This window comes from Streptomyces sp. ISL-43 (assembly GCF_018614195.1).
GTDB lineage: Bacteria > Actinomycetota > Actinomycetes > Streptomycetales > Streptomycetaceae > Streptomyces.
The window spans coordinates 124439-141499 of the sequence record NZ_JAGGOT010000009.1 but is presented as its reverse complement, the minus strand read 5'-3'; the positions used below and the strand labels follow the sequence as shown (position 1 = coordinate 141499).

Sequence of the window (17061 nt, the reverse complement as noted above, 5' to 3'; positions counted from 1 at the left end):
AAGGCGGATTCAACCGGTCGTCGCAACACCTTGATCACGGAGGTATGCGATGGGACGAGACCAGAGTCAGAGGGTGCCGGAGGCGCCTGCGGGAGCGCGACGGCAGTGGGCGGCGGATCGGGCGATGCGACCGCCGATGCGTTCACCGGGTCGGCCGGAGCCGTCTCGTGCGGTGCAGCGCCACTTCTGGCAGCGGATCGCGTCGGGAGTGACGACGGCAGAGGCCGCGGTGGCTGTTGGCGTGTCATGTCCGGTCGGAACCCGGTGGTTCCGTCACGCTGGCGGGATGCCGCCGATCAGCCTGGATGAGCCCACCGGCCGCTATCTGTCGTTCGCTGAGCGTGAGGAGATCGCGCTGCTGCGCGCCCAGGAGTTCGGCGTGCGGGAGATCGCTCGCAGGATCGGCCGCGACGCGGGCACGGTCTCACGCGAGCTGCGCCGCAACGCGGCGACCCGGGGCGGCAAACCGGTCTACCGGGCTCTGGTGGCGCAGTGGAAAGCGCAGCAGGCTGCGAAGCGCCCGAAGAACGCAAAGCTCGCAGGCGACGACAGGTTGCGTGAGTACGTGCAGGAGCGGCTCGCCGGCAGCGTCCGTCGCCCCGACGGCATGATCGTCACGGGGCCGCAGACGCCTGGGTGGAAAGGGCTGAACAAGCCGCATCGGCAGGACAGGCGTTGGGTGACGGCATGGAGCCCGCAGCAGATCTCGCACCGGCTCCCTGTCGACTTCCCCGAGGATGAGTCCATGCGCATCAGCCACGAAGCGATCTACCAGGCTCTGTTCATCGAAGGCCGTGGCGCGCTCAAGCGGGAACTGGTCACGTGTCTGCGCACCGGCCGGGCGCTGCGGGTTCCCCGTGCACGGTCGCAGAACAAGCCGCAAGGGCATGTCACCGCGGACGTCATCCTCAGTGAACGGCCCGCCGAGGCCGGGGACCGCGCGGTCCCCGGACACTGGGAAGGCGATTTGATCATCGGGACCGGCCGCTCCGCAATCGGCACGCTTGTCGAGCGCAGCAGCCGCTCCACGCTCCTGGTGCACCTGCCTCGGCTCGAGGGCTGGGGTGAGACTCCGCCCGTGAAGAACGGTCCCTCGCTCGGGGGCTACGGCGCGATCGCGATGAACGCGGCGCTCACCATGTCGATGACGCAGCTGCCCGAGCAGCTACGCAAGACCCTCACCTGGGACCGCGGGAAGGAACTCTCCGGTCATGCCCAGTTCGCTCTCGATACTGGGACGAAGGTGTTCTTCGCCGATCCGCACTCGCCCTGGCAACGACCGACAAACGAGAACACGAACGGGCTGCTGCGTCAGTACTTCCCGAAAGGCACTGATCTCTCCCGTTGGTCGTCGACGGACCTCGAAGCCGTCGCTATGGCGATCAACAACCGGCCTCGCAAGGTCCTCGGTTGGCGGACACCGGCCGAGGTCTTCGAAGAGCAGCTACGCTCGCTGCAACAGCCCGGTGTTGCAACGACTGGTTGAACACGCCCAATATACGAGTAGGGCGTTCGCTGAGATCTGCAGGTCAGCAGGGGTCCGGCAGAGCATGGGCGCGGTTGGGTCCAGCGCGGACAACGCCGCAGCGGAGAGCTTCAAACGCCGCCTTCAAGAGAGAGAAACTCAAGGGCCGAAAAGCCTGGTCGAGCGAGCGCGAGGCCAGGCTCGACGCGTTCCGCTGGCTGACCCGTTACAACACCCGGTGCCGGCACTCCCGCCTCGGCCAGCGATCTCCGATCGCCTACGAGAACGACTTCCTACCAGCAGCAGCAACTACCCTGGCCCAAGCCGCATAGACGTGTTCAAAGTCCGGAGTCAAGGCCCGCCGGTGAGGACCGCGCGTCGGCGTACTTCGCGCAAGGCCCGGCCCTGGTTCCATGCGAAGGTCCGGGCGTCGTACTCGGCCCTGTCGCGGTACGACGCCTGCTTCGTCCACTGCCCGCGGTGCTGGCGGTAGTGGTAGACGACGTCCGGAAGGAGTTCGCCGTCGCTGTTGCCAGTGACGGACATGACGTAGACGTAGTCCTCGCCCTTGGTCAGTCCTCCGTGGCCGGCGTAGGCGCGGGCGATCTCGGTGCGGGTGAGCAGCATGGTGTGCCCCACCGGCGGCTTGCCGTCGTGCGGCGAGGGCCAGTAGGCCCAGACGTCGCCGGCGTCGTGGAGGCCGGCAGGGGCGGCGCATTCCCAGGTCTGGAGCCGGCCGTTCTTTTTGAGGTCGGCCGAGTGTCCGGCGACCCATCCGAGGCCGGCTGACTCCGCGCGGTGGTAGCGCACGGACAGGGAGGCCGATGGCAGCAGGTCGTCGTCGTCCGCGTAGCAAACGTACGGGGCGGTGACGTAGTTGAGGGAGGTGTTGCGGGCGGGTGCGGCGCCGGGATCGGGGCGAGCGCAGATGGTCACCCGCGGGTCTGCGGCAATGGCGGCGGGGAGGCGGTCCGGGTCGGCATGGCGGCCGTTGGGGGCGACGATCCATTCCCAGGCGATGTCCTGGGCGGTTAGCGAGTCGTAGAGCTCGCCGAGGTAGCGGCGGCGGTTGCTGCGCATGCCGGTGGGCGTGATGACTGCGACCTGGGGCTGGTGGTGCACGAAGTCCCTCCGTGGGGGTGTGACTGGGGGCGGATTCAGCCAACTGCGGCGTCCCCCGAGGTGGGTGTGCCAGGGGCCGAGGAGTGCGGTGGGGGGGCCGTCGTCAACTGAGCGTGAGTTGGGCGGGCCGTTCCGGGATCGGGACGTGTTCGCCCGCGGGGACCGCGCTGGTTCAGGCAGTCGCGGGCACGCCGGTCACGGTGTTCGGCGCGGTGAAGCGGACGGTCATGTCCTGGCGGTGGTGACGGGCTCGCGTTCCCGGGTGGGCTGGTGGGACTTCTCCGCCCGGTTGTTCAAGCCCTTGTGGGAACAGTGCTCGCCCAACGGCATGCCCAGTCCCTTGCAGGGCGGCGCCGTAGGAGTGGAGCTTGTCGGTGACCACCACCCTGGGGACCGCGGCGGTCCTTTTGGGGAGCTTCTTGAGGAACCGCCTGGCCGCGACCGTATCCCGGCGGCCCTGCACGAGGATGTCGAGGACGTTGCCGTCCTGGTCGACGGCCCGCCACAGGTACTTCCACTCGCCGCGGATCTTGACGAAGACTTCGTCCAGATGCAGCCACTTGTCAGCCACACTCAGAACCCCTGGGCAACCCAACCTACGAATGGCTCGATCAACCCGTCCAAGAACGTAAGACCGCTTATCGCCCGGCCCGGTACGACAGCACCTGCACCGAGTCCACATCCAGCCCCTCCAGCAGCGACGACCAACCCCCTGCCCTGCCTGGCCGCCCGGTTGATGAGGCTCCGGTGGCGGGGCCCGTCACCGGAGGGGCGGACTCTTGTCCGCCGTCGCGGCAAAGGGCTCGGCGATGTGCCAGAAGCGCTCGAACTCGTCGGTCAGTGCCTGGACGCGGTTCTTGGCACGGGAGGTTGACACCTGGTCGCCGCAGATCAGAGCGATCGCGCCGTCGATGAGCAGGGTGTGGGGTGTCACCACCCGGTGCAGCCGGATGTCCGCGCCCAGGGCGGCGAGTTCACCAAGGTAGCGGTTGCTGTCCGGGTCGGCGTGGGCTTCGGGGGCGACGATCTTGCGTAGGGAGACTCCTCGGCGGAGCAGTCTGCGGTGTACGGGTAGGGCGGCGGCCATGTGGCCGCGGGTGAGCGGGCCAGGGGGGTGGATGACGAGCACCTCGCGGTACGCCAGGTAGGAGTAGCGGTCGAAGCGCTTGCCGGGGCCGGTGACGGCCGGCCGGCGGTGACCGCGGTCATAGCTCCAGATCCGGTGCAGTGCGGGGATGGCCGAGCGGACTGAGTCGACGAGGGCGACCCGCCGGGCGAGTTCCGAGGTGCGCTGGGCGACGAGTAGCTCCAGTGCGACCGCAGGGTCGGTGGGGACGGTCCGGCGGTCGTCCGTCAGTACGACCAGCCCGTGATCGAGGAGCTCCACCAGGGCGTGGTCGAGTACGGAGAGCTCCCAGCCGAGTCGCTCGACGGCGTCCTCGGGCGGTAGGCCGGGGTGCGCCAGCAAGTCCTCGTACAGTGTGTCGGTCTCCGGCTGGAGGCCCAGGGCTACGAGGTTCATACGGGCCGCCCGCCCGAGCAGAGTCCATCAAGGACGTGTGCGGGGAGGTCCTGGTCGGCGGCGGAGACGAGGACCGCTTCGACGGCCCGCAGCCACGACACGATGTCCCGCGGTTCCAGTGTGCGTCCGTCCGCCCACAGGGTGATCTCCGCGGTCTCGTCCATGCGATAGACCGTCACGTAGGCGTGCACGGGCATGAAGGTGGCCGCCTCCACCCGGATGTCGGCCCGCTCTCCCGTTCCCAGGCCGGGGGGCACGGGGCCGGTGGCGGTGGGGTAGGCGCTCATGTCGTTGTAGACGAGGTCGCGTGTGAAGGGTGTGCCCCTCTCGGCGTCGATCCGTTCACGGACTTCACGCTGGGCGGCCGGGTCCACGGGGCTGTACCGGTAGGCGCGCTGGGCGTCCTGCCGGTTCAGGCCGATCAGGTGGTCGAACGAGTGGGCCTCCGCGGTGTCCACCACGATCAGCGCGTCCTGGGCCAGGGTGGTCACGGCGGCCGCGGTGCTGGGGCTGGCCCGGTTCGCCGAGATGGAGGTGATGCCGGTGCGACCGACGCCCGTGCGTGCCGCGAAGACGGCCTCCACGGCGGCGAGGACGACAGTGGAGCGTCCCGCTCCGGTGCGCTCGGAGATCGTGCGGGTGGCCTCGGCGATCCGTCGGGACGTCATGAACCCCTCCCAGTAGACGGGAGCCGCTGTCGCCTCGGCGTGCGCCGTGGCGAACATGGCCGGGGGCGTGCGGCGGTAGGCGTCCTCCCATTGGGCCAGGGCCCGGGCTCCTCTGCTCAGGCCGACCGGTGAGGCCTGGTCACGCGCCAGGTCGAGGGGCTGGGCCGCGCGGTCGAGCCCTCGAAGGGTGAACGCGCCGCCGGTGAGCAGTGCTGTCAGGTGGTCCTCGACGATCTGGAGGGCGAGTCCGTCGACCGCCATGTGAGACAGGACCAGGACGAGGTGGGACGGGTGTCCCGCTTCGGTCACGATGCCTGCCCGGAGTGGCAGTTCGCGTGCGGTGTCGAAGACTGCGGACCGCAACTCCTCGCGCAGGTTACGGGTGGCCGTGGCGGCCGCTTCGCGATCGTCGGTGTCCACGAGGTGGACGGAGAGCCGGACGGTGCCGGAGACCGACTGGCGACCGTGGACCGGGTACACGGTGCGCAGGGACTCGTAGCAGCTCATGATCGTGCGGAGGGCGTGGAGCACCGTATCCACGGTTCTTCCGGGCGGGACAGGCAGCAGGAGGGGGAGGAAGGCGAGGTAGCGGTCGTCGGGATGGTCCTGCAGTTCGCGGTGGAGTTTGGCCTGGCCCCAGGCCATGGGGCCCTCGCGGTCCGGGCCGGCCGTGAACTCCAGGCTGACGCGGGAGCGGACGGGTAGGGGGGCAGGGACGGGGACCGGGATGGGGGTGTCGGTCATTGGCTCGGAGCCTCTCGGTGGAACAGGGTCGCGGTCGCGCGGTCGGACCGTGGGACCGGACCGGACGGCTGAAGATGGGCACGCACCGGCGAGTCCCGTGGGCCCGCGGCCAGTTCGACCTCGATGAGCAGGACTCGTTCGGTGGTTCCCGATGCCAGCAGCAGGCGCGCGGTCGTCTCTCCGTGCCCCTCGGTGCCGGGCAGCTCGGAGAGACAGACCATGGGGCCGGTGATACGGAAGACGCGGGTGATGTGGCCGAGGATGGAGGTGGGGACCGACTGGAAGAACAGGACGGGCGAGGGAGTCCTCCCCTCGGCCAGGGCCAGGGTCACCGCATCGGCGGTGACCGTGTCCCCGAACGTAGTGACCAGGACGACAGCCGTGCCGGGCCCGGCGACGGCCTCGGGTCCTCCCGGGGCGGTGTTCAGGCACCGGGCAGCCGCTTCGGCGACGAGCGGGCCGAAGGGGGAGAAGGCGAAGCCGCTGACCGCAGGCGGGCCCGGGGTGTCCGCGGTGCTCGACACCCCCTGTGCCAGTGCCTCCAGTTGGGCGTTCCCTGCGCCCTCCGGGGGGCGGGGGCTCGCGCGGGGCGGTCGGGTCGTCATGGGCGCTCCAGGAGCAGGGCGGCGTTGGCTCCCCCGAAGGCGGCGTTGAGGGAGAGGGCGTAGCGCAAGGTGGCTTCACGGGGCGTGTTCGGGACGGTATCGAGGGGGCAGGCGGCGTCGTCGCCGAGATGACCCGCGGTGGGCGGTACGGTCTGGTCCTGCAGAGCGAGGAGGGTGATGACGGCCTCGACGGCTCCGGTCGCCTCCAGCATGTGGCCGGTCGTGCTCTTGGTGGAGCTCACCGGCGTGCAGGTGAGTGCCGGTCCCAGGAGCCGGTACAGGGCCGCCGCCTCGGCAGGATCGTTGAACAGGGTCCCGGTGCCGTGCGCGTTGACGTAGTCGATGTCCTGCGGGTCGATGCCCGCCGTCCGGATTGCCGCCGAGGCTGCGGCCTCCAGGCCGTGGCCCTGCGGGTGCGGCCGGATGGGATGGTGGGCGTCCGAGGACAGGCCCCAGCCGCGCAGCCACGCCAGGACGCGGCCTCCGCGTTCGACGACCCGCTCCGCCGACTCCAGGACGAGGACGGCCGCGCCGTCGCCGAGCAGGAGGCCGTCCCGCCCGGCCGAGAAAGGCCGTTGCACTCCGGTGGGGCTGAGCGCCTTGCCGGAGTCGAACTTGGCGAATCCGTCCTCCGAGACCAGGTGGGCGCCGCCGCAGACCACGGTGTCGGCGAGGCCCTGGCGGATCAGTTCGGCGCCGTGGGCAAGCGCCGTGGTCGAGGCGGTGCACGCGTTGACGAAGGCGAGCCGCGGCGTCCCGAGTCCGAGCTCTGCGCCGAGCCGCTCGGGCAGCACTGCGGGCAAGGTGTCCAGCAGGTCGGACAGGGTCTCCGGGTCGGGGCCCGCACATCCTTCACCCGGCTCCGAGACGGCCGGTCGGCCGTCGCGGAGCCGGGCGCGGGCGAAGTCCCCTCCGGTTCCGACCAGTACGGGCGCCCGCCGCACGTCGGCTCCCGACATCTCCAGGGCGGCCCGGGCACAGGCGAGGAGTGCCTCGTACTGGGTGGGCGGCGGGTCGGACGGGAGGGTGGCGGCGTGCCGTGCGAGGAAGCGCGTAGTGTCGAAGCGGGTGACGGGGGCGAAAACCTGGCGGCCGGCGAAGACGCCGCCGCGCAGATTCGCCGCGCCGAGGCCGAAGGCCGTGAGGACGCCGAATCCGGTGATGGCGACGTCGTGTGTCATGGGTGCTCCAAGCCGGGTGGGGGTCAATGGCCGATGCCGAGGCCGCCGTCGACGGCGACGGTGACGCCGGTGACGTACGCCGCCTCGGGCGAGGAGAGCCACAGCACGGCGGCGGCCACATCGTCGGCGCTCGCGAGACGGCCCAGAGGTACGTCCTGCGTGATCCGTCGGCGCTGTTGGGGAGTGAGCGACTCGGTGAGTCCGGCATCGACCAGTCCGGGGGCCACCACGTTGGCGGTGATCCCGAAGGGGGCGAGCTCCCGGGCCAGGGCCCGGGCCATGCCGACCAGCCCGGCCTTGCTGGCCGCGTAGTTCGCCTGCCCGGGATAGCCCCGGTGGGCGGCAACGGAGGAGATGAAGACGAGTCGGCCCTGCCGGCGACGGGTCATGCCGAGGGCCGCCTGCCGGGCGGCCCGGAAGGCACCGGTCAGGTTGGTGTCAAGCACGCGTTGGAACGAGGCGTCCTTCATGCCGATGAGTAGGCCGTCCTCGGAGGTGCCCGCGTTGGCGACCAGTACGTCCAGGGGGCCGTGTGCCTCGGCGGCACGGGCGAAGGCTGCGGTGACGGAGTCGGAGTCGGTGACGTCGCAAGAAAGGGACAGCAGGCCGTCCGGGCCGTCACCGGACCGGTGGGCGACCGCCACCCGGTCCCCCTGTGCGGCGAACTTCCGGGCGATGGCCAGGCCGATCCCCCGGTTGCCTCCCGTGACCAGAACGGATCTGGTCATCGGTGCTCTTCCCGGCCGGGGAACGACTGGCCGGTGAGGTCGAGCAGGGCCGCCGACTTGACCGCCGTCTCCTCGAACTCGGCCACCGGGTCCGACAAGGCGATGACCGCGCCGCCCACGCCGAACTCCACGCTGTCCTCGCCGACCACGAGCGTACGGATGACCATGCCGAGGTCGGCGGCGCCGGACAGGGAGAAGTAGCCCAGGGCTCCGGAGTACAGCCCGCGCGGTCCGTTCTCCAGCCGGTCGATGATCTGCATGGTGCGGATCTTCGGCGCGCCCGTCATCGACCCGCCGGGGAAGACCGCCCGGACGGCGCCGACGGTCGTCACCTCGGGGCGCAACCGCGCGTGGACGGTGCTCACCAGTTGGTGGACGTTCGCGTACGTCTCGACGTCGAAGAGGGGGCCCGTGCGCACGGATCCGGGCTCGGCGCATCTGCCGAGGTCGTTGCGGACCAGGTCCACGATCATCAGGTTCTCGGCGCGGTCCTTCGCGCTGGCGGCGAGCTCGCGGCGCAGTGCGTCGTCCTCGGCGGGGTTCGTGCCGCGCGGGCGGGTTCCCTTGATCGGCTTGGACTCGGCGGTGCCGTCGGCCGTGATCCGCAGGAAGCGCTCCGGGGAGGAGCTGAGGACCGCGGTCTGCCCCGTGCGCAGGAAGGCGCCGTAGGGGGCGGGACTGAGCCGGCGCAGGAGCCTGTAGGCGGGCCAGGGGTCGATCCGGCCGGATGCCTCCACCTTGTTGGTCAGGCACACCTCGTACGTTTCGCCCGCCTCGATCTCCTTCTGGCAGATGTCGATGAGGCCCAGGTAGGCGTCGCGGTCGTGGCGCAGCCCCAAGGGGCCGAGGGCCGCCGCGTCGCGTTCCCGCGGGGGCGCGGACGGGGTACGCGGAGCGGGGCCGGTGAGGTGTACCCCGACGGTGTCGAGCCAGTGCCGGGCATCGGTTTCCCGGCCGGTCTCGGCCAGGGCGAGGAGGTGGACGGCGCCGGTGGCGTGGTCGTGGGCCACGACGCGGTCGGCGAAGATCATGGCGGCGTCCGGGCGGGGTGACCGGTGGACGCGGTCACCGCCGCATTCCGCCTTGAGTTCGTAGCCCAGGCAGCCCACCCAGCCGGTCGCGAAGTCGAACGGCAACGGAGGCGTCCGGATCCAGTGGCGGGCCAGGTCGGCCTCCAACCAGTCGAAGAACCCGCTCGGGACGGTCTTCGTGCCGTCCGCGCCGGTGACGGTGACGGAGCGGTTCCACACATCCGCGGTGGCCACCCGGGCGAGGGGGCCGGAGGTGTCTCCCATGAAGGAGAACCGGCCGTTCGCGGTGCCGGCCGCGCTGCTGTCGAGCCAGAACGCGTGGGGGCTGTCCGCGTAGAGAGCATCGAAGACGGTTTCGGCGTCGGCACCGGATTCCACGGTGCGGGTGAGCACGACATGGGTCGGGCGGTCCACGACGTCCGCACGGGGCGGGGACGGCTGACGGCTGGGGGCGGGCGGCGCGGGACGGAATCCGGTGGCGCGCTGCCACTGCAGGGTGAGGTCGTGGAAGTTGCGCATGAGCGTCCGCCCGTGGTCGGTGCAAATCGACTCCGGGTGGAACTGCACGCCCCATAGGGGCCGTTCGCGGTGCCGTATTCCCATGAGAACCCCGTCCTCGGCCCATGCCACCGGCTCGAGTTCGTCGGGCAGCCGGCCGACGGCCAGCGAGTGGTACCGGACCGCGGTGAAGGGTGAGGGCAGCCCGGCGAACAGTTCCGTCCCGGTGTGCGTCACTTCACTGGTGCGGCCGTGACTGACTTCGGGTGCCGGTACGACGCTGCCGCCGAGGACGTGCGCGATGCCCTGATGCCCGAGGCACACCCCGAGCACGGGTATCCGGGCGGTGGCGATGACTTCGGCGCAGATGCCGAAGTCGGCCTGCCGGCCGGGGTGGCCCGGCCCCGGGGAGACGACCACGTTGTCGAAGTCGTCGAGCAGCGCGGGATTCCACAGGGGGCTGTCGTTGCGAATCACGACTGGTTCGCTGCCGTTGACGACCGCGAGGTCGTGGAACAGGTTGTGCGTGAAAGAGTCGTAGTTGTCGATGATGAGGGTTCTCACAGCTGTCCTCGCTCGTGGAGCAGCGCGCGGTCGCGCAGGATCTTGCCGTTGGCATTGCGGGGCAGGGCCGTAGCAGTGAAGTAGTGCTTGGGGGTTTTGAACGCGGCGAGCCGCTCCCGGGCCCAGAGCGCCAGATCGTGTGGGCGGGCCGTTCCCCCGGTGTGGGCCTCGATCGTGTCGCCGAAGACCACGACGGCCTCGTCGACCCCGGGGCAGGTGCGCAGGACGGCTTCGACCTCCATCAGGTCGATCTTCATCCCTCCCACGGTGACGACCGAATCGGATCGGCCGAGTACCTTCAACGCCCCGGTGGCAGGGTCGAGCTCACCGCGGTCGAAGGTGCGCAGCCAGCCGTCGACGTAGCGCTCCGGGCCGTCGTCGCGCAGGTACGGCGTCCGGTCGAGGGCGACTTCGATCTGTCCGTCGCGGACCCTTACGGGCAGTCCGGTCGTCCGCCCGACTTCGGGCGGGGGGCAGTGGCCGTGGAGTTGTGCGGCGACAAGCCCGGTTTCGGTGGTTCCGTACACCGGGGAGACGGTTACGCCGTACCGCCCGGTGAAGCGTTCCTGGACCGGGAGCGGCAAAGGCTCTCCGGCGGAGACGGCCAGGCGCAGGTGTGTGGTGGAGCCGGCCGTCCCCCGGTCGCGGGAGAGCAGGTCGAAGTGGAGGGGTACTCCGAGCACGGCGTGTGCACCGCTGCCGGCCGTGTCACCCAGCAGGGCGGCCACTGCGGCCATGCCGGGACGTGTCGGCAGCAGGAGGTGCGTACCGCGCTCCAGGCCGTGGAGGAAGCCACCGACCAGGCCCATCGTGTGGATGAGGGAGTTGAGGAGCAGGACGCGCTCTCCGCGCTCGGGCATCCCGGCGAGGGCCGAGTACCGGTCGAGCTCACCGAGGATGCTCCGCGCCGTGCGGCCGATGACCTTCGGTACACCGGTCGATCCCGAGCTGAACTGGACGAGGCGTACGTCGACGTCCTCGGCCGGGCGCCCGGTGGGTCGGCGGACCACGTCGAGGGGGTAGTCGCGAACCGGCCCGGCCTGGCCGCGGGCGGGCCCCGCGGCCGTGACGAGGTGCTCGGGTTCGCACCTGGCCAGCAGCCCCGCGATCTCGGAGTCGGTGCCCCTGGCGTCGAGAAGGTGGAGCTGGGCACCGCGGGACCACACGGCGAGGATGGTTTTCAGGAGGGTGATGCCGGGCGGCAGCACGACCGCGACGGTGGAACCTGCGGTGATGCCGTGCCGGTTCAGCAATGCGGCCGACTCGGCGACGCCGGTGCGCAGCCGGCCGCGGCTGACGGGCGTACCCATGGTCGCCCACGGGGCGTCGGCCTTGCCCCGGCCCAGCAGGTGGGCGCCCCACCAGTCGTCGGATGCCATCTCGGTGCGACCTTTCAGCTGTTGGTGTCGTGTGCGGCGTAGTAGCGGCGGAGCATCATGGTGATGACCGGGGAGTACCGGGCGGCGGCGAGGATCTCGGGGGGAGGCGTGAACGACGGGTGGATCTCGTCGGCGAAGGAGGAGAACTCCAGCCGGAGGCTGTGCTCGATGGTCCGGGGCCAGTCCACGGGCAGCCGCCAGTCGTGCTCGTAGCCGGTGGCGAGCATGTGGGTGACGGCGGTCTCGACGGTGTCGCGGCGGGTCGTCGGCTGTGCGGGCGCCCGGACGGGTGTGAAGAGCGAGAGGTCGAGGTCGGAGTCCTCGCCGAGGATCTGGCGGGCCAGTTCGTCGGCCAGCAGGGGTGAGAGGTGCAGGCCGTCCCGGTAGGTGCCGGTGAGCAGCCACAGGCCGTCCGGGCCCGCTTGGCCGATGAGGGGGTAACCGTCCAGGGACACCGGACGGTTGCCGACCTGGAGCGCGCGGACGGGGCTGCTCCACAGGTCGCGGTGGACCTGCTTGACCGCGCAGTCCAGGAGGAACTGGGCGTCGCGGACCACGGGTGCGTCGACAGCGGTGGGCGAGATGATGTTGGTGGCACCCACGTAGACCTGGCCGGCCTGGCGGGGGACGATGTGCAGGCCGCAGGCGAAGGCGCGGTTGGGCGTGCGGATGACGCTGCCGGGCCCTTGGGCGTCGGGGGTGTCCAGCAGCGCGGACACCCCGAATCCGGCGATGAGCTGCGGGGTGCGGCCGGCGAGCTGAGGGACGGTGTCGATCAGGCCCTGCGTACGGGTACCCGCGGCGAGGACGACCGACCCGGCGTGCAGGACGGCGCCCGAGGCGAGGCTGACCCCGGTGGCCCGGTCCCGGTCCTGCAGGACGCCGGTGGCGAGTTCACCGACGATGCGGCCGCCGTGGAGCGTGATCGCCTGCTCCAGGCGCTTCAGCAGCAGCGCGCTGTTCACCGCGTGCTCGTCGGGCAGGTACATGGCCTCGAAGGGCCGGCCGGCGGCGTCCGGGCTGATCCACGGCACGTCGGCGGGGTCGAGGTCCTCGTACTTTCGGTCATAGGAGTTCAGGGCGGCCTTGATCGCCTTGAAGTTGGCCGTGTCGATGCCGGGGACGCCGATGGCGTTGAGCAGGACGAAGGTGCCGTCGGCGACGCGCAGGTCCGTGCCCCCGGCCTCGCCGCCGGTGTCTTCGGCGAGCGCGGCGAGCCAGGCCGGCCAGCGTTCGGTCGCCTGCACCGCGAGGTCCAGTTTGGCCCGCCCGCCGGCGCTCTCCAGCAGGGTGGAGGTGACCTCGCCGAAGCAGCCGAGCATCGCTCCGGCCGCGGTGGAGGCGGCCCAGGGGCGGGAGGGATCGCCTATGACCGCCACCCGGGAGCCGCGCCGGGCCAGGGACAGGGCCAGGGACAGGCCGAGGACCCCGTTTCCGACCACTGCCACGTCGTACGCCTCGGGGATGCTGCTGGGCAGGTCGGTGTTGTTGCTGTTCACGTCAACCATGTCGGCTCTTTCGACCATCGTTTCTGTCTGGGAAAAGTGCGGGTGGGTGCGCCCCGAGCGGGCCGCTCCGGGTGCGCCGGGTTCCCGGTGAGCTGCGTCCCCGATGTGCTGCCCGGGCGGACCGGTGGAGGGGGTCAGGCCGTGGCCCGGCCGAGGCCGCGTACGGCGGGGATGGCGAGCAGACCGGCGCAGACGGCCAGCGCCACGGCGCCGCCGCCCAGCAGCAGGCTGTCGCTGCCCAGGAGGGCGGCGGCCGGGCCGGCCAGGGCCTGCCCGACGGGGAACATGGCCATGGATCCGGCCACTTCGTAGGAATGGATCCGGTTCAGGATGTCGCCGGGGATCTGGGTTTGGACGCTGGTGGCCCACATCACGCCCCAGAACGCCCAGCCGGCGCCCGCGACGAGCACACAGCACATGACGGCCCAGACGGGGAGGTGGGAGCCGACCGCCAGCGGGAAGAGCGCGTAGCCGGTGAGGGCGAGTGCCCCCGCGCGCAGTGGTTTGGCCGGTCTCAGCCGCAGGGCCACCAGACCGCCGAGCACGCCGCCCGCGCCGAGCGCCGAGTTGACCAGGCCGTAGGCCCCGGCCCCGTGCTCGGAGACGAGTGAGGCTCCCGCCACGGGGGTGAGCGGTCCGAGAACGGCGAGGGTGAGGACCATCCAGAGGCCGATGACGGACCACAGCCAGGTCCGGGCCATGAACTCCCGCCATCCTTCGACGAGATCGGCCCGGAAGCTGGTCCTTCCCGGTGCAGCGGTCTGTTCGCCGGGCCGGGGGAGGGGGGCGAGGCGCAGCGTGCCGAGGCACAGCGCGCTGACCGCGTACGTTCCGGCGTGGACGGTGAAGACGGCGGCGGGGCTGATCAGGCTGACCATGATCCCCGCCAGGGCGGGGCCACCGAGGGTCATGAGGGCCTCGGCGGTGCGCAGGACACCGTTGCCCCGCTGTACGTCGGCGGCTACGCGGGGAACGGTGCTGGCGACGCCGGGCTGGAACATGGCCGCGGCGGTGCCGTTGAGAGCTCCCAGGACGCAGAGCTGCCACAGGACGACATGGCCGGTGGCGTACATGAGCGCCACCGCGGACTGCGTCAGGACCCGGGCCAGGTCCGCGCCGATCATGAGGCGTCGGGCATTGAACCGGTCGGAGAACACGCCGCCGAAGATGACCAGTCCGGCGAAGAAGGCCATGAACGAGCCGACCGCGAGGCCGATGTCGCCGGCCCCGAAGCCCAGCTGGATCATGCCGGCAACCTGTGCCACGGGCAGCATCGCGTCGCCGAGCGTGGCGACCGTACGGGCGGTGAAGTACAGGCGGAAGTTGACGTTCCAGAGCTGTCCGGCCGGCTTGTCCGGGCTGTCCGGTCCGACTGGGCCCGGTCCGGACCGTTCCTGCTGGGCAGCTGTGGTCATGAGCTCGCCTCCGGTGTACGGGCCGTCTTGCGGCGGAGTTCCGCCAGGTGTCGCAGGCCGTCGAGGACCTTCTCGTCGGGCAGTCCGAAGTCGATGAAGCAGGCGATCTCGTCGACGCCGGCGGTCCGCAGCCGCTCGACGGTGGCGACGGCCCGGGGCAGGGTGCCGAACAGGCTGCCGTCCTCGTAGTACCGGTCGAACGCGCGGGCGACCATGGTGTCGATGTGCCGCTCGCTGAGCTTGGACGGGTCGATGGGACGGGAGACCCCGAGCGTCTGCGAGCCGAGCAGGAGGTTCAGCGAGCTCCGCAGGTACGCGGACATGGGCGCTCGGACCTGTTCCCGTACCCAGGCCTCGTCTTCGCCGAGGAAGGTGTGGAGCATGAGCACCACGTGCCCGGATCCGCCGTCGGCGTCCGGCCGTTCGGCGTACGCCTTGCGGTAGGCGGCGACGGAATCGGTGAGCGAGGCAAGATCCTGGCCGACGAGATGCGTGAGGACGCCGGCGCCGGCCGCGCCGGCCTTGACGAAGGTGGCCGGGTCACCCGAGCTCGTGATCCACGCGGGCAGCTCCGGCCGGACCGGCCGCGGGTGGATGCCCACGGGCCCCGTGACGCCGTTGCCGTCGGGCAGGTCCAGGGTGCCGCCCTGCCAGAGGTGGCGGACCTGGGCAACCGTCTCGGTGAGGACGTCCCGCCGGTCCGCGTACGCCTCGGGGCGCAGGGCGAAGTCCGTGGCGTGCCAGCCGGAAGCGAAGGCGATGCCGGCACGTCCACCGGAGAGGTTGTCCACGACGGACCATTCCTCGGCGATGCGCAGCGGATGGTGGAGGGGACCGACGACGCTGCCCGCCCGGATGGCGACGCGCTCGGTCACCGCGGCGATGGCGGCGCCGGTGACGGCGGGGTTCGGGTACAGGCCGCCGAACGGGCTGAAGTGGCGCTCGGGTGTCCACACCGCGGTGAAGCCGTTGCGGTCGGCGAACTTGGCGCCTTCCAGAACCAGGTCGTAGATATTGCGGTCGGGGGTGCCGGCGGGGTCGGCCGGGGCGCCCTGGGGCGTGGCGTTCCCGAAGTAGAAGAGGCTGAAGTCCACGTGTGTCCTCGTGAGTCGGCGGTCCGGACGGGTTCCCGCGAGGCGGGCGGCGAGGAGCCCGCCGCCCGCCTCGACGGGTACTGGTCCGGATCAGCTGACGTCGGCCGCCGCCCGGTCGGCGAGTCGCCGGGCCGCCGCGTACGTCAGGCTGCCGTGCAGCCGGAGGCGGGCCAGGCCCCCGTCGGGGAAGATGTCGAGGCGTACGTGAGTGGCCACGGCGCTGTCCACCTTGAAGCGGTGCTGCGTGTCGGGCTGCAGGCGGGTGCGCGGCAGGATCTCGAACCATGCGGCGGCATCGGTGATGTCAGCGCCAGACTCCGCATCAAAGCCGAAAAGGGCGGCCCAGCCTGCGGCGTTGCCCTTCAGGCAGGTGGTGTCGACCTCGGCGGCGCGGATCTCGCCCTGCTCGGCGAGGCGGTAGCGGACCCAGTCGTTGGCCTTGTCGCGGCGGCGCCGGGTCTCCCAACAGTCGCCCGTGTTCTGCGGGCGGCCCGGCATGATGAGGTTGCTCGGCGGCGAGTAGAAGAGGTCCGAGGCGTCTTCGACGGCCGCACCGTTCTCCAGTGCCACGAGGTCGAGCGAGCCGATCCGGTCGAACCAGGAGACGTCGGGGACCACGTCACCGTGGACGCGAAGGCGGGCGACACCGCCGTCCGGGTGTTGCTTGAGGCGCAGGTGGGTGTAGACGGCCTCGCCCTCCACGGAGAAGGCGTTGGCGGCGTGCCCGCCGACGGAGGAGCGGGGGACGATCTCGACCCACGTCGTGTCTGGCGAGAGCAGCTCCACGGCGGAGGCGGAGGGAAGGGCCCGGGTGGCCTCGAGGCTGACCTGCTGGGGGTAGTTGCCGCGGAAGTGGGCCGTGTCCACGATGACACCGCGGACGACGCCGGGCAGTCCGAGGCGCACCAGGGCCCAGTCGTGGTCGGAGTCGATGGGGTGGGGCTCGTCAGCACTGGTGCCGCGGCGGCGGCGGCTCTCCCATCCGTCCATCACCTTGCCCTTGTGGTCGAAGGTGTCCCAGTCGAAGCGGGGCTTCTGGGGCATGACGAGGTTGTCGCCCTCGGCGAACAGGTCGTCGTTGGTGGCGACCACACCGGCACCGAGACGACGGTCCGCGAGGTTGACCAGCCGTGTGAACGGGACGTCCGTCCTGCGGTAGTCCGCGTACGTGTCGCCGCCCTCATAGGGCTGTGCGTCTCCGGTGAAGTCAGTGAGCTGGGGCACGGAAATCCTTTTCCATCTAATGCAGGGAAATCGAGACATACATTCAGGCGGCGATTCGGTCCGGATATTGCGTCCGGAGGTACTGGTGAATGGCGCCGGGAGACGTGAAGTTCTGTAGGTCCGCGTAGTCCGGGTCGATGACGAGGGCGTGCTTTTCCTCTAGGAGGTGCTGGAGCCAGACCAGGGCGAAGGAGTCGACAACAATCGGGGTGTCGGGTTGGATGCCACCCGCTGCCTGCAGGTTCATGCTCTCGGTGATGGCGGAGAGTACGTCTTCCGCGCTCACCTGGGGGGTGCTGTTGTCGGTCATTTC

General features: G+C 70.8%; 14 protein-coding genes and 2 pseudogenes. 2 read left to right on the top strand and 14 right to left on the bottom strand.

Annotated features, from left to right (window positions below):
- The first annotated feature begins 286 nt into the window (after window positions 1–286).
- Together J7F03_RS05810 and J7F03_RS40845 are read left to right on the top strand one after the other, a co-directional pair.
- Window positions 287–1486: an IS30 family transposase gene (locus J7F03_RS05810; protein WP_374104274.1), complete on the top strand. Its 1200-nt coding sequence runs from the start codon at window positions 287–289 to the stop codon at window positions 1484–1486.
- 4 nt (window positions 1487–1490) lie between these two features.
- A pseudogene (locus J7F03_RS40845) lies at window positions 1491–1797 on the top strand (integrase core domain-containing protein); the annotation flags it as partial.
- A 19-nt stretch (window positions 1798–1816) separates the two neighbouring features.
- On the opposite strand, the gene J7F03_RS05805 reads toward J7F03_RS40845, so the two are convergent.
- The 14 genes and pseudogenes from J7F03_RS05805 to J7F03_RS05740 all read right to left on the bottom strand — a co-directional run bounded on the left by J7F03_RS05805 (window position 1817) and on the right by J7F03_RS05740 (window position 17058).
- Window positions 1817–2587: a glycosyltransferase gene (locus tag J7F03_RS05805; protein ID WP_308379124.1), complete on the bottom strand. Its 771-nt coding sequence runs from the start codon at window positions 2585–2587 to the stop codon at window positions 1817–1819.
- Window positions 2588–2836: 249 nt separating this feature from the next.
- Window positions 2837–3152, bottom strand: a pseudogene (locus J7F03_RS05800) (transposase); the annotation flags it as partial.
- A gap of 195 nt (window positions 3153–3347) precedes the next feature.
- A complete protein-coding gene (locus J7F03_RS05795; protein ID WP_214947562.1) occupies window positions 3348–4109 on the bottom strand; it encodes a hypothetical protein in 762 nt (253 codons plus the stop codon).
- Window positions 4106–5521 carry a condensation domain-containing protein gene (locus tag J7F03_RS05790; RefSeq protein WP_214947561.1) on the bottom strand — a complete coding sequence of 472 codons (1416 nt, stop codon included), beginning with the start codon at window positions 5519–5521 and terminating at the stop codon, window positions 4106–4108. Before J7F03_RS05790 ends, J7F03_RS05795 begins: the two co-directional genes overlap by 4 nt.
- The gene (locus J7F03_RS05785; protein WP_214947560.1) at window positions 5518–6126 is read right to left on the bottom strand and encodes a hypothetical protein; all 609 of its coding nucleotides are present in this window, start codon (window positions 6124–6126) and stop codon (window positions 5518–5520) included. Before J7F03_RS05785 ends, J7F03_RS05790 begins: the two co-directional genes overlap by 4 nt.
- A complete protein-coding gene (locus J7F03_RS05780; RefSeq protein WP_214947559.1) occupies window positions 6123–7307 on the bottom strand; it encodes a beta-ketoacyl synthase in 1185 nt (394 codons plus the stop codon). Before J7F03_RS05780 ends, J7F03_RS05785 begins: the two co-directional genes overlap by 4 nt.
- Window positions 7308–7330: 23 nt before the next feature.
- Window positions 7331–8035, bottom strand: coding sequence for a 3-oxoacyl-ACP reductase FabG (gene fabG / locus J7F03_RS05775; protein WP_214947558.1), 705 nt, complete (start codon window positions 8033–8035; stop codon window positions 7331–7333).
- Window positions 8032–10128, bottom strand: a complete 2097-nt coding sequence (gene pabB, locus J7F03_RS05770) for an aminodeoxychorismate synthase component I (RefSeq protein ID WP_214947557.1) — start codon at window positions 10126–10128, stop codon at window positions 8032–8034. Before pabB ends, fabG begins: the two co-directional genes overlap by 4 nt.
- Window positions 10125–11507, bottom strand: coding sequence for a class I adenylate-forming enzyme family protein (locus J7F03_RS05765; protein WP_214947556.1), 1383 nt, complete (start codon window positions 11505–11507; stop codon window positions 10125–10127). The genes pabB and J7F03_RS05765 overlap by 4 nt, the downstream gene beginning before the upstream one ends.
- Before the next feature lie 14 nt (window positions 11508–11521).
- A complete protein-coding gene (locus tag J7F03_RS05760; protein ID WP_214947555.1) occupies window positions 11522–13015 on the bottom strand; it encodes an FAD-binding oxidoreductase in 1494 nt (497 codons plus the stop codon).
- Window positions 13016–13149: 134 nt separating this feature from the next.
- Window positions 13150–14430 carry an MFS transporter gene (locus J7F03_RS05755; protein ID WP_214947554.1) on the bottom strand — a complete coding sequence of 427 codons (1281 nt, stop codon included), beginning with the start codon at window positions 14428–14430 and terminating at the stop codon, window positions 13150–13152.
- Window positions 14427–15524 (bottom strand): MupA/Atu3671 family FMN-dependent luciferase-like monooxygenase, encoded by a 1098-nt coding sequence (locus J7F03_RS05750; protein ID WP_214947553.1) that lies wholly within the window; start codon window positions 15522–15524, stop codon window positions 14427–14429. Before J7F03_RS05750 ends, J7F03_RS05755 begins: the two co-directional genes overlap by 4 nt.
- Window positions 15525–15614: 90 nt before the next feature.
- Window positions 15615–16748 carry an allantoicase gene (alc, locus tag J7F03_RS05745; protein WP_374104273.1) on the bottom strand — a complete coding sequence of 378 codons (1134 nt, stop codon included), beginning with the start codon at window positions 16746–16748 and terminating at the stop codon, window positions 15615–15617.
- Window positions 16749–16791: 43 nt separating this feature from the next.
- Window positions 16792–17058: a hypothetical protein gene (locus tag J7F03_RS05740; RefSeq protein ID WP_214947551.1), complete on the bottom strand. Its 267-nt coding sequence runs from the start codon at window positions 17056–17058 to the stop codon at window positions 16792–16794.
- Between the last annotated feature and the right edge of the window lie 3 nt (window positions 17059–17061).

Excerpts from the sequence above, each read along its gene's own strand:
- J7F03_RS05810 (WP_374104274.1), top strand. The coding sequence starts at position 287 with ATGCCGCCGATCAGCCTGGATGAGCCCACCGGCCGCTATCTGTCGTTC.
- J7F03_RS05795 (WP_214947562.1), bottom strand. The coding sequence starts at position 4,109 with ATGAACCTCGTAGCCCTGGGCCTCCAGCCGGAGACCGACACACTGTAC.
- J7F03_RS05790 (WP_214947561.1), bottom strand. The coding sequence starts at position 5,521 with ATGACCGACACCCCCATCCCGGTCCCCGTCCCTGCCCCCCTACCCGTC.
- J7F03_RS05785 (WP_214947560.1), bottom strand. The coding sequence starts at position 6,126 with ATGACGACCCGACCGCCCCGCGCGAGCCCCCGCCCCCCGGAGGGCGCA.
- J7F03_RS05780 (WP_214947559.1), bottom strand. The coding sequence starts at position 7,307 with ATGACACACGACGTCGCCATCACCGGATTCGGCGTCCTCACGGCCTTC.
- fabG (WP_214947558.1), bottom strand. The coding sequence starts at position 8,035 with ATGACCAGATCCGTTCTGGTCACGGGAGGCAACCGGGGGATCGGCCTG.
- J7F03_RS05765 (WP_214947556.1), bottom strand. The coding sequence starts at position 11,507 with ATGGCATCCGACGACTGGTGGGGCGCCCACCTGCTGGGCCGGGGCAAG.
- J7F03_RS05760 (WP_214947555.1), bottom strand. The coding sequence starts at position 13,015 with ATGGTTGACGTGAACAGCAACAACACCGACCTGCCCAGCAGCATCCCC.
- J7F03_RS05755 (WP_214947554.1), bottom strand. The coding sequence starts at position 14,430 with ATGACCACAGCTGCCCAGCAGGAACGGTCCGGACCGGGCCCAGTCGGA.
- J7F03_RS05740 (WP_214947551.1), bottom strand. The coding sequence starts at position 17,058 with ATGACCGACAACAGCACCCCCCAGGTGAGCGCGGAAGACGTACTCTCC.